The 12,360-nt window shown below is 49.4% G+C and carries 11 protein-coding genes; 6 read left to right on the forward strand and 5 right to left on the reverse strand.

The genetic code is table 11. From position 1 onward, the window contains the following. Positions 1–143 precede the first annotated feature (143 nt). Positions 144–782, forward strand: a complete 639-nt coding sequence (locus LVQ79_RS05100) for a helix-turn-helix domain-containing protein (protein ID WP_232864121.1) — start codon at positions 144–146, stop codon at positions 780–782. Positions 783–841: 59 nt separating this feature from the next. On the opposite strand, the gene yczR is transcribed toward LVQ79_RS05100, so the two are convergent. Further along, positions 842–2,272 (reverse strand): MocR-like transcription factor YczR, encoded by a 1,431-nt coding sequence (gene yczR, locus LVQ79_RS05105; protein ID WP_232864122.1) that lies wholly within the window; start codon positions 2,270–2,272, stop codon positions 842–844. A gap of 90 nt (positions 2,273–2,362) precedes the next feature. Here yczR and yczE point away from each other — a divergent pair, with 90 nt between their 5' ends. The 3 genes from yczE (at position 2,363) to LVQ79_RS05120 (ending at position 4,280) form a co-directional block, all read left to right on the forward strand. Then, positions 2,363–2,977, forward strand: coding sequence for a membrane protein YczE (yczE, locus tag LVQ79_RS05110; RefSeq protein ID WP_232864283.1), 615 nt, complete (start codon positions 2,363–2,365; stop codon positions 2,975–2,977). A 34-nt stretch (positions 2,978–3,011) separates the two neighbouring features. After that, a complete protein-coding gene (locus LVQ79_RS05115; RefSeq protein ID WP_232864123.1) occupies positions 3,012–3,830 on the forward strand; it encodes a GNAT family N-acetyltransferase in 819 nt (272 codons plus the stop codon). Positions 3,831–3,926: 96 nt separating this feature from the next. Then, complete coding sequence (locus LVQ79_RS05120) at positions 3,927–4,280, forward strand: DUF1428 domain-containing protein (protein ID WP_232864124.1); 354 nt, start codon at positions 3,927–3,929, stop codon at positions 4,278–4,280. A gap of 53 nt (positions 4,281–4,333) precedes the next feature. On the opposite strand, the gene norW is transcribed toward LVQ79_RS05120, so the two are convergent. Both norW and norV read right to left on the reverse strand, forming a co-directional pair. After that, positions 4,334–5,467 carry an NADH:flavorubredoxin reductase NorW gene (gene norW / locus LVQ79_RS05125; protein WP_232864125.1) on the reverse strand — a complete coding sequence of 378 codons (1,134 nt, stop codon included), beginning with the start codon at positions 5,465–5,467 and terminating at the stop codon, positions 4,334–4,336. Beyond that, positions 5,464–6,903, reverse strand: a complete 1,440-nt coding sequence (gene norV, locus LVQ79_RS05130) for an anaerobic nitric oxide reductase flavorubredoxin (RefSeq protein ID WP_232864126.1) — start codon at positions 6,901–6,903, stop codon at positions 5,464–5,466. Before norV ends, norW begins: the two co-directional genes overlap by 4 nt. A 218-nt stretch (positions 6,904–7,121) precedes the next feature. On the opposite strand from norV, the gene norR reads away from it, so the two are divergent. Further along, complete coding sequence (gene norR, locus LVQ79_RS05135; protein WP_232864127.1) at positions 7,122–8,636, forward strand: nitric oxide reductase transcriptional regulator NorR; 1,515 nt, start codon at positions 7,122–7,124, stop codon at positions 8,634–8,636. Between the two features lie 5 nt (positions 8,637–8,641). On the opposite strand, the gene pdeB is transcribed toward norR, so the two are convergent. Then, a complete protein-coding gene (gene pdeB, locus LVQ79_RS05140) occupies positions 8,642–10,213 on the reverse strand; it encodes a cyclic di-3',5'-guanosine monophosphate phosphodiesterase PdeB (protein WP_232864128.1) in 1,572 nt (523 codons plus the stop codon). A gap of 145 nt (positions 10,214–10,358) precedes the next feature. On the opposite strand from pdeB, the gene LVQ79_RS05145 reads away from it, so the two are divergent. Beyond that, positions 10,359–11,081 carry a GntR family transcriptional regulator gene (locus tag LVQ79_RS05145; RefSeq protein ID WP_232864129.1) on the forward strand — a complete coding sequence of 241 codons (723 nt, stop codon included), beginning with the start codon at positions 10,359–10,361 and terminating at the stop codon, positions 11,079–11,081. Here the strand turns inward: LVQ79_RS05145 and LVQ79_RS05150 are convergent. Continuing rightward, complete coding sequence (locus tag LVQ79_RS05150; RefSeq protein ID WP_232864130.1) at positions 11,069–12,268, reverse strand: enolase C-terminal domain-like protein; 1,200 nt, start codon at positions 12,266–12,268, stop codon at positions 11,069–11,071. The genes LVQ79_RS05145 and LVQ79_RS05150 overlap by 13 nt on opposite strands. Positions 12,269–12,360: the final 92 nt, after the last annotated feature.

Genomic DNA, 12,360 nt, shown 5'->3' on the forward strand with positions numbered 1-12,360 from the left:
TGGATGAATTAACCTGGAAGTAGTGCCATATGGGACTACGATTTGTTTTGATATATTGACGAAATTACGCTCTTCATTTTGTACAGGCATTTTCTATTGATAGCGCTATACTATAATAATTAATGATATATCTTGGATGTGTTATGGGCGCCAGTTTTGAAAGTATTCATCTTTATTATAAATCTCTGAATATAGAGAGCCAGGTTAATGATGTCCGCAGCAATGGCAAAGAACTCCTTTTTGCCGCGACAGATAAATTAGCCATAACGCCCGGCTTTATTTACATTCCTGTTGAAGGTTCAGTGGCCATTTTACATGCAGAAAACGAACTCACTATTGGTAATGCTATTGACTATATGCCCATTGGTTTGATGGAGCGGTATTGCCCAATGTTGAATTTTCAATATAAGTGCATGACGTCCGTGAAAGTAGTTGAAATCTCTTATGAGAAATTTGATGAGATTTTCTTTCAGAACGCTGAGAGCATGCAGGCTCTCTCAAAAATTTTGATTTTTATGACTATTTTTTCACTAGATCTGCATGCGGAAAGAAAGCAACTGACCAGCTACCAAACCATTAAACCTATGCTTTACCGTTATCTCTATCGTTCCCTCGCTTTTCCAAATGAAACCGAAGGTTTGGCGAGTTTTATTATAAGTCGCACTAAGTTATCCCGTACTCATGTATTCCGGGTGTTGGCCGATTTAAAAGAAGGTGGATATATCACGATGAAAAGTGGCAAGCTGATATCCATTGATAAGGATCTGCCGGATGGTTATTAATCATCTTGAAAAGGGAATGAGGTTCACATTTTAATAATGTGAACCATTAATTTAAAAAATTAAACAACAGATCTTCTCAAACTCTCATTTCTAGTCTGCGCCATATTATCCCAAAGTGGTTTTAACCTTTCGAGAGCGACACGCATTTGTGCAGCTTCAAGTGTGAATGGCAAACGTAAATAGCGCTCAAATGCGCCTTCTGACCCAAAACGTGGCCCTGCACCAATACGAATGCCGATGGCCTCAGCACTGGCCGCAAAAACCGTAGCCAGTGGTTTTGGTAGTTCAATCCACCAGGATAAACCACCTTGTGGTATCACCGTCATTTTCCAGTCCGGGAATAATTCTTTAACGACTTCCGCACAGGCATCACGTTGCTGACGTAGCATTTCGCGGCGTTGCGGCTGGAAGTTTTCGGCCTCATTAAACAGATTGATGGCGGCAAGCTGTTCAAGAATGGGAGACCCTAAATCTAAGGAATCGCGAATTTGAATCAGCGAGGCAATCGTGCGTGAGTCGGCGCGTATCCAGCCTAAACGCAGCCCGCCCCAAAAACTTTTCCCGGCAGAACCTAACGTGATAATCCTGTCAGCCTGATCAAACGCGGCCAGCGGTGGCGGTGGGGGAGCGTCATACCACAGGTCAACCATGGTTTCATCGGCCACAATAGTGGTGCGTGTTCGTGCGGCAATTTCTGCGATGGCCTCGCGGGTTTGCGCATCCATACAAAGCCCGCTGGGATTATGGAAATCTGCCAGCAAATAGGCCAGCCGTGGCGAGGTTTGTGCAATGGTGGCGGCTAATCCTTCGGTGTCCCAACCGTGTTCGGTCAGGCTCACAGGAACAGGGCGGCACGACGCACCTTTGATTGCGCTAAGTGCCATCGGGTAAGTGGGATTATCGAGAACCACGCGATCGCCAGGCCCCGTCAGCAGCCGCAGAATCAGGCCAAAGCCGCTTAACGCGCCATTGACCACCATGATTTGCTCAGCGGTTGTCGGCAACCCTCTTTCGACATAACGCTTTGCAATCACCTGACGTAATTCGGGCAAGCCTTGTTGATTGTATCCAGTGCTGCCGAGATGTTCCGGCAGTGCGATCAGGGCGTTCGCATAAGCCTGATGAATTTCCGGCCCGGCAGACAGTGCTGCGGTTGAAAGATCCAGTGTGGTGGTGCGTCCAGGTAATGGCGAAACGGTTTGCGTGCCTTCTGGCAACATAGTGACGGAACCCGAACCCTGGCGGCTTGCCAGATATCCCTCATCACGTAGTTGTGCCAGCGCATTTGCCACTGTAGTTCGGCTAATGCCCAGGGCCGTTGCCAACTCACGCTCGCCCGGCAGGCGGCTATCAAGTGGCAGTCGCCCATCCAGAATCAACAACCGTAATCCATCTGCCAGTTGCCGGTAAACCGCGGTACGCGGTAAATCCTGATGCCAGTTACCCAGCAATTTTACCAGTGATGATGAGCCTGTTCTGCGCTGTGCCATAGCAATCCACTTTTTGATAACTGGACCTTAATATCATATCCATTTTGGTTGAAAGTAAAGCCACGAAAGAATTCTGAGGTGAATAACATGATCGCTCGTCGCTTGCTGCAACTGTATACCGGGCTAGTTTTATATGGGGTTTCCACGGCTATGTTCGTGCGGGCCAATTTAGGTGCCGATCCCTGGAACGTGTTTCACCTCGGCGTGGCGCGGATCTTCTCTTTGAATATTGGCATGGTGATGATCGTGGTGGGCGCAGTGGTGTTGTTGCTGTGGATTCCGCTGCGCCAGAAACCTGGATTGGGCACGATAAGCAACGTGATTGTTTTGGGGCTTGCAGCTGATGCGGCATTAGCATTAATGCCGCCGATTGAGTCATTGGTGGCACGAAGCTTCTTGCTCTTTGCCGCTATTTTGGTGAATGCCATTGCGACCGGAATGTACATCGGTGCGGGTTTTGGCTCAGGCCCTCGTGATGGCTTGATGACTGGAATCAATGCCCGTACTGGCTGGTCTGTGCGTAGTGTGCGAACAGCGATTGAGTTGACGGTTTTACTGGCCGGTTGGCTGATGGGAGGCACATTTGGTGTGGGTACGGTGTTGTACGCGCTGGCAATCGGCCCGCTTATCCAGATCTGTTTACCATGGTTCCGTACTGTACCCAGAGCACAAAAAAACCTGGTTGAACCGACCGTCGTACCCTAATGTTGAAGCCAAACCCCCATTGGATGAGGTAGCGATGAATAGCAAGGTAATCAGCAACGCGGCGGCGCACTGGAATAGCCATCAGTTGGCTGAAATTCTTTCCCACTGTTTTGAAGGGTATTTGGTCCCTTTCACTATTGATGGTGAAACTTTTGCGTCACGTTTTAGCGCTGAAGATCTCAGTCTCAATGACAGCCGAGTCTGGACGCAAAATGGTGAGCCAAAGGCGCTGGCGCTCATCACGCGCCGCGGGCAGAGCTGTCGCCTTGCTGCATTCGCGATTCGTCCTGAATTACGTGGGCAGGGGTTTGGCAAACAGTTCATGCAGGAGTTAATTGATGGTGCGCGAGCCCGTGGTGACCGTAACTTTTGGCTGGAAGTTATTGTTGGCAACGAGAATGGAGTGTCACTGTATGAACGTATGGGGTTTGTTCGCCAGCAGACATTGGTCGGGTTTGATACCATTCAGTCGCCGCAGTTTACAGAAACCGGCGAATTGCAGGAAATCGACCCGCTAGTGATGGCGAAAAAAATGATGATGGACGAAAGCCTGAATCTGCCGTGGTTAAGCGCACCTGAAACGCTATATAAATTACCGGGTAAAGCATTCGTTCTCAATGACACTGCATACGCAATGGTTGCCACAACCCCTAAGCCCAGATTACGGATGCTCTATGTTGACCCGGTGGCTCGTGGCAAAGGGCAGGCGAAAAAATTGCTCACGCTATTACGTGAACGTTTCCCTGGATTATTTACCGCAACAGCTATCCCTGAGCAATTGGCACCTCTTTATCTGAGCAGCGGCTACCGTCAGGATCCCATTACCCAATATGAGATGCTGCTCAAATTATGAACAGGTAGTGTCCATTCTTAACGACTAAACTTATCAATCGTAATCATCACGGGTGGAAATTATCTACCCGTCTTCCCCACTCCGTGGAGGTTCACAATGAGTTATGTTGATGGTTTCGTAGTTGCGGTACCCGCAGCCAATAAAGAAGCGTATAAGCAGTTAGCCGCAAAAGCGGCACCTTTGTTTAAAGAGTTTGGTGCGCTACGCGTCGTAGAGTGTTGGGCTGATGATGTGCCTGACGGCAAGCTCACTGATTTTCGCATGGCGGTGAAAGCCGAAGAGAGCGAAGAAGTGGTGTTTAGCTGGATTGAATATCCATCCAAAGAAGTACGCGATGCCGCCAACGCGAAGATGATGTCTGACCCAAGGATGAAAGAGTTTGGTGAGTCGATGCCATTTGATGGAAAACGTATGATCTATGGCGGCTTTGCGCCAATTCTTGACGAGTAACGTCACGCGGGCGGCGCCGACATCATATCGAGCGCCACCCGCATGAACATCCGCTAAACCTGCAATTCCCGTAACAATCCAAACGCCATTTTCATGTGCGCTTCGCTGACAATAAACGCCCGTAACTGCTGTGCTTCGTCATAGCCTTTGGCAATCAGACCCTGCGGCTCGGCGCTGATTTGCCAGGCCAAATCATGGCGTTGTGTTTCACCCGCAAGGTGCAGCGGCAGCTCCGGCGTTTTCACTTTTACCAGCATCGCGGGGAGATTCAGGCCGTCAGCGGCACCCAGCAAATTTTTGGCAAGCGTCATGGCGCTGAACTGAATCGGTTGCAGGAACGGCAGCACTTTGCCGTCGATTTCCGCGCAATCACCGAGGGCATAAATATTCGCGTCAGATGTCTGCAACTGGCGGTTCACCTGAATCCCACGGTTTACCGCCAGCCCGGCGTGCTGCGCCAGGTCGACGTTTGGACGCAGGCCAATCGCCGCTACCACGGCATCCACGGTGACTATTCGCCCGTTGCTCAATGCCGCATGAATTCCCTGTGGCGTTTGGCTGAGTGATTCAAGCCGCTGATTAAACAACAGTTCGACGCCCATTTGGTTCAGGCGCTGCTGCAAACGGCTGCTAACCTCCGCAGGCATCAACGAGGCGAGCAGGCTGGCGGCGTTATCCACCAGAATCACCTGTTTCTCGGCGCGGCAAAAATCCATCGCCAGTTCGGTGCCAATCAAACCACCGCCCAGAATCATCACGCGTTTAGCCTCGCGCAGCGTTGATTCACAGGCCAGATATTCCTGCTGGCTGTTGAGCGTCAGCATCAGCTCTTTGCCTTCAATTGGCGGCAGAAGGGCGCGGGAACCCGTTGCCAGCACCAGTTTGTCGTACTGCCATTGCTGGTCGCCACATTTCACCAGGCGTTCGCGAGCGTTAATTTCTGACACCCAACTGTTGGCGTTGAGCGTTACGTTAAACTGCTCGGCAAACTCCCCGGCACGCTGCCGGGTGAGGTCGTCCGCACGCTGATTCAGGCTGATAACATGGCTGAGATCGGGCTTGTTGTATTCGTCCATGCTGTCGGCGGCAATCATGCGCACCGGTACCTGCGCGTCATGTTTGCGGATATTTTTCACCAGCTGGCGGGCGGCAAAGCCCGAACCGATAATCACAATGCCATGCTTCATTTTGCCTCCGTTGCCAGCACGTCAAATACGTCTTTCCCAAGCGAGCATTCAGGGCACAGGAAGCTGTCCGGCACTTCGCTCCACGGCGTTCCTGGCGCGACATCCTGCATCGGTTCGCCGGTTTCTGGGTCGTAAATCCACTGGCAAACGCTGCATTGCATGCGTGGGCCAAAATCGGCGCAGCCTGGCTTTTCAACCACGCTTTCTTGCGGTGCTACAAAGGGCGCAGAAGCGAGCGGCGTTAACGCCCACTGGCGGGCGATTTCACGACCGTGTTCGCGGCAGATTTCCAGCGCGTCGATATCCGGACGCCACTTCGCTTTCAGGCTTAGCGACATTTCAAAACCGGCATCCTGCAAACGCGTGGACAAGCGATCAACCGCGCCGCCGCTCCAGCCGTGGGAGCCGAACGCGCTGCCGCGCTTATTGCGAAAACGCAGCCCAGTCATCTCCTCAACCAGCCCGGCAATTTTCGGCATCATCACGTTATTCATCGTTGATGTGCCGACCAGCACGCCCTTGGAGCGGAACACGTTGGTCAGAACTTCGTTTTTATCATGGCGGGCGACGTTAAAGATTTTCACCGCCACGCGGGGATCGACTTCGGTAATCCCTTGCGCAATTGCATCCGCCATCATGCGGGTGTTGTTGGACATGGTGTCGTAGAAAATGGTGATGCGATCTTCTTGATAATCAGCCGCCCACTTTAAGTACAACTCCACGATTTGTGTTGGGTTATCACGCCATACCACACCGTGAGATGTCGCAATCATATCTACCGGCAGATTGAAGCCGAGAATTTCGGTGATTTTGGGAGTTACCAGGCGGCTGAACGGCGTCAAAATGTTGGCGTAGTAACGCTGGCACTGCTCGAACAATTCAGCCTGGTCGACTTCATCGTTAAACAGATGTTCATCGCAATAGTGCTGACCAAAGGCGTCGTTGCTGAACAGCACCGCGTCGCCGGTCATATAGGTCATCATGCTGTCCGGCCAGTGCAGCATCGGCGTTTCAACGAAGATAAGCTGCTTGCCGTTGCCGATATCGAGGCTGTCGCCGGTTTTCACAACGTGGAAATTCCACTCCGGGTGATGGTGGTGGCCATTAATCGAATCGATGCCGTTGGCAGTGCAGTAAATTGGCGTGTTGGGAATGCGCGACATCAGCTCGGTCAGCGCGCCCGCGTGGTCTTCTTCCGCGTGGTTAATGATGATGTAATCAAGGCTATTCAGGTCAATTTCAGCCGCCAGGTTTTGCACAAATTCACGGCTAAACTTATGGTCGACAGTATCAATCAGCACCGTTTTTTCTTCACGGATCAGGTAACTGTTATAGCTGCTACCTTTCAGCGTTTTGTATTCGGTGCCGTGAAAATCACGCACTTCCCAGTCACGTTGACCAACCCATTGAATGTTGTTTTTAACCTGAATAGCCATTTGTCAGTACCTCAAAAAGAATGAAAAAACAGTGCTCGTATTAGATGTATTACAAACGGCGTGCCAACTTTTTATGATATTGATTAATATGAATATTTTTATTTCTGTTTAACTTTTGATTGTCAAAATGACAATGCCGGTATTTGTCTTTTTGACAATTTAATTGTCTTTTTGACTACCAAGGGCTAAGTTAGCCGAATCGTCGTCTGGAGCCGCTTATGAGCCTTTCAATTACATCCCTTGCCAACATTGCCATTGACCTGCAAAGCGGCATTTCTCATCAGGATCGTTTCGCGCGTTTGATTCGGACGCTGCGCCAGCTTTTGGGTGGTGATGCCACGGCGTTGTTGCGTTACGAAGCGCGGCAGTTTCGCCCGCTGGCGATTGATGGCCTGGCGCAGGATGTGCTCGGGCGGCGGTTTGATCTGGATGAACATCCACGTCTTGAAGCTATTGCGCGCGCAGGCGATGTGGTGCGTTTCCCGGCGGACAGCGAATTACCCGATCCTTACGATGGGCTCATTCCTGACCATACCGATTTAAAAGTCCATGCCTGTCTTGGGCTGCCACTATTTGCCGATCAGAACCTGATAGGTGCATTAACAGTGGATGGAATGGACCCTTTGCAGTTCGATCATTTCAGCGATGAAGAGTTGCGCTTAATTAGCGTATTGGCAGCAGGTGCTTTGAATAACGCCTTGCTGATGGAACAGCTTGAAAACCAAACGCCTGCGGTTGTCTCCACTCCCATTACGAGCAAAACCAGCAGCGCCGAGATGGTGGGCTTGTCTACTGGGATTATGCAGCTTAAGAAAGAGATAGAAATTGTCGCCGGTTCTGACCTGAATGTGCTGATAACGGGGGAGACGGGTGTTGGGAAAGAGCTAGTGGCGCGTGCCATTCACAGTGGGTCGGCACGTGCCGCAAATCCTCTGGTGTATCTCAACTGTGCGGCACTGCCGGAAAGCGTGGCGGAAAGTGAACTGTTCGGTCACGTAAAGGGGGCATTTACCGGGGCTATTCATCATCGAACCGGCAAATTTGAAATGGCGGATAACGGCACGCTATTCCTCGATGAAATAGGGGAGCTGCCATTAACGTTACAGGCAAAATTATTGCGAGTTTTACAGTATGGCGATATTCAGCGTGTGGGCGATGACAGCAGCCAAAGGGTAAATGTGCGGGTGCTGGCAGCGACCAATCGCGACTTAAAGCAGCACGTACTGTCAGGTGATTTTCGTGCCGATCTATTCCATCGTTTAAGCGTCTTCCCACTGCATGTTCCACCGCTACGTGAGCGCGGAGATGACATCACTCTATTAGCCGGGTTTTTCTGCGAGCAAAGCCGCGTAAAAATGGGGCTGAAACAGGTCGCCTTGACGGATGGCGCTCGGGAATTACTGCGTCGATATGACTGGCCTGGAAATATTCGCGAGCTGGAGCATGCTCTTTATCGCGCCACTGTGCTTGCGCGCTCCGGTAAACCAGATGGCGAAATCTGGTTGGAACCACAACATTTTCAACTAACAGATACTGAAGCGAAACCTGCTAGTACAGCTGTTGCCCGCGTGGCTGAGGTCGATAACTTGCGGACGGCGACTGATGATTTCCAGCGGCGGATTATTATCAGCACGCTGGAGGCTAATGTGGGGAATTGGGCTGCGAGTGCCCGGCAGTTGCAGTTAGATGTTGCTAATTTACACCGCCTGGCGAAACGTCTCGGTGTGAAGTAGTTTTTTCAGGGGATTTTTGATTTCCTGGCACAAGAGCTTGCTACCCACTCGATAAATTCATTTTTAGGCAGGGCTTTACTGAAGAACCAGCCCTGTCCGTACTGCACACCCTGTTTGCGTAGCCATGCCGCCTGGCTAGGGGTTTCAATGCCTTCGGCCACCATCAAAATCCCCAGAGCCTTTGCCATTTCAATAATATGCGGAGTGACATTTTTATATTCGAGGGCATCGACGAATGATTTATCTATTTTAAGGGTATCAACATCGAGATCTTGTAAATAACTCAGGCTGGAATAACCGGTTCCAAAATCATCAATATAGATGGCATGCCCGGCCTTTCGATATTTCGCGATAATCGGTGCCGTAATTTTCGGATCAGAAAATCCACGTTCAGTAATCTCAAATGCTATTTGTTTTGGATTAACTGAATAACGTGCCAGGTACGGACGAGTAATATCAAGAATATGCAGGCTACGGGCATCCTGAACACCCATGTTCACAGAAATATGATAGTGAGGGTGCTTGCTTAACCAGTCGCCCAACTCGAGGAAAATGCGCTTAATGACCAGCTCTGTTAATTGTGTTACCAACCCGGTTTGCTCCGCCAGTGGGATAAACACATCCGGGTTTAACATTGAGCCATCTTGTTGCTGCCAACGAATTAAGGCTTCCGCGCCGACAATTTCGCCGCTTTGAAGATGAACAATAGGTTGATAAACCACGCTAAATTCATTGTTTTTGATAGCATCCATCAGCCTGTTACGAGGCGATAACAACCGACGCAAAATACGAATTAAGAGTCCACCTGCAACGAGGCTTATAATTAAGCCTACTGGTAGCCAGATAAACAATTGCTTATACCAGGCGGTCGTCATGGGTTCCATTGACGCCCAGGCAATCATAGCCAGGCCAAGATTATTATCCCGGCGAATCACATAGAAATTGTCGTTGCTCTGAAATTCGTCCGTACCTTTTTCCAGCGCTTCGTGCCATGTCTCAGAAATATATCGACTGTTGCTGGCAATAAGCTGATTATTATGTAGCCCAATCATCGCAATATTTAGCGTGTGATTACCAAAGGGGAGAACATCAATAAATGACATTGGGTCAATTAATGCAAGGTGAGGTTTCTTGCCGATATATACCATCTTGCGTTGAAAATCGGGTATCGGTGGAGTGGTATACCAGGCGTTAAAACCATGAATACCCTGACGGTCTGGTTTACCTAATGTAGCACTATGAGTAATGGACTCCAGTGAAGTACACAAAATATGCTCATCTTCCTGGAACATCACTTCTTGCACGTAGCGATATTCAAGAGCGACACGATGCATGGCTTCCGCGTGTGCTTGCGAACATGTATTGTCATTAAAGCGGTTAATATCATTAATCGCAGAAACAGCTTGGTCGATCACCTTGTCAGTGCGAAGCAAAGCGTGATCGGCAAACTCTACTAATTCATCGTGAAATGCGTGTTCGGCATTACGATGAGCAAGATAAATGCTTAACAGAATGGGTAGCAAAACTGCCAAAATAAGTACACCGCTTACCAGGCTGATGAGCTTTCGGGATGTCATTCTTTTAGACCCAGTTAAGAAGTTAGTTTTTATAATGGTTTTTCATAGACGAGAACAGTGTATCTCACATGAATAGGCGATGTTATGTTTTCCTCTGCCTATGCGGTGGGATAACCTGTGAAAGTGAGTGACTGGTGAGCAATAAATGAAGAAAAAAGAGTTTGTTATTCAGGATCTGTTGAGCAAAATTTATCAGCACAACGATAACCAAAGGCGAAAATTACCGCCTGAGCGCCAATTAGCATTGGAATATGATGTCTCGCGTTTCACGATTCGTAAAGCGCTGGAAAAGCTGGTCAGCATTGGGGTCATTGAGATTATTCAGGGCTCCGGGATTTGGATTAATCCGCAGGCCAGAAATAACCCATTGGTCTATAACTCCATCACCGAAAAGCATTTCGACCAGATAGCCTTTCGCATGGTTAATCTGCATAAGAAATTACCCAATCGCGAAGAGCAGCAAGTATTTGGTCTGGGTAAAGAGGACTACATTTGGCAATTTTGCCGCCTGCGTTATGTTGAAAATCAAAAGATACAAATTGAAATTTCGCGCATGCCAGTACAGGACTTTCCCGATCTGAATCAGCAGGTCATCGAGCGCTCGATTCAACAATATGTGCTGAGTAAAGGGTTGTGGATTTCGCACCTGTTAACCAGTTATCAGGCGGTAGCAGTCAGTAAAGAGCAGGCGGTATTGCTGGAGTGTAAAAAAGGTATCCCGGCGATGCACATCATCAACCGGGGAATTCTTGAAGGAGGACGGGTTTTTGAAATCAGCGATATCATTGATATCAATTATTCCTGTACCTACGTTACCCCCTATAACCACGATAATTTGGCCTGGCGGCAGGGCATTCAGGGAGTGTGAATGGCTCCGTTAGGTAAGCGGCTTTGCGTCCACTCATGTGGGCGATACTCCACCGGGAAGGTTTCCGCTCTTTGTTGGTCGAAACCTACGCCAATACCCGGTTTTTCAAGCGGATAAATATAGCCCTTCTCCGCAACCGGGCTACCTGGAAAGACCGATTCGGTATTTGGCATATTGGGAATAAATTCCTGAATCGCTGCATTGTGCAGATGGATATTTAAATGGGTATTTACCGCTACGCCAATTGGCGTCATATCCGATGGGCCATGCCATGCCAGGCGTACACCGAATGCCTGACATAGAATAGCGAGCTTCAATGCAGGGGTGATTCCACCGATTTGCGAAACGTGGCAGCGGATAAAATCGATGCGGCGATTAACAATCAAATCATGCCATTCGGCAGGGTTATTAAATAGCTCCCCTAAAGCAAGTGGAACCGAAGAATGCGCGCGAACCTGTTCAAGCCAGGCGCTTTGTTGCGGCGGTAGAATGTCTTCGATAAACCATGGCTGGTATGGCTCGAGAGCTTTTGCCAGTTGCACCGCTTGTTGTGGGAACAGACGCTCATGTACATCGTGAAGTATATGGAACTGGTTGCCGTACTTTTCGCGCAGAGCCTTAAACATTGCCACAGTATTGGCCATGTATTCGTCCTGATCGTAGTAGGCGCCCTGAGTAGGTGTCTTTGTGGCATGCAACCCCTGAGGTGTTCCGCCATAAAACCCTAACTGACAGCGAATGTAGCGATAACCTTGTGCCAAAAGTTTGTCGACTTCCAGATACAAGCCTTCAAGCGTTTCACTGGCGGCGTGGCTATATGCCGCGATAGCGTCTTTCGATTTACCGCCCAGAAGTTGGTATAGCGGCATTCCTGCCAGCTGGCCTTTGATATCCCAAAGTGCCATATCGACACCTGCGATAGCGTTATTGATAACCGGTCCGTTGCGCCAGTAAGCGTTGACCATCATCAGCTGCCACAGATCTTCAATGTTATTGGCATCGCGCCCTATTAGCAGTGGTTTGAGATATTCATCGACCATCACTTTTACCGCCAGGGGGCGTTGCTGGAAGGTCGCACATCCATGACCTATTACACCCTTATTGGTGGTGACACGCACCGTAATCAGGTTGTGACGGTCAGGGCGGGTAATAAAACATTCAATATTTTCAATAATGGTTGGTTGCACGAGATTACTCCACAGACCTTGTCAATCGCGGTCATTTACTCATCAATTAAAGGCTTCTGTTATTTACTATCACCTTATTTTTATATGTGGGT

Origin of the sequence: Buttiauxella cochleicola, from assembly GCF_021282405.1 — a bacterium.
Taxonomy (GTDB): domain Bacteria; phylum Pseudomonadota; class Gammaproteobacteria; order Enterobacterales; family Enterobacteriaceae; genus Buttiauxella; species Buttiauxella massiliensis.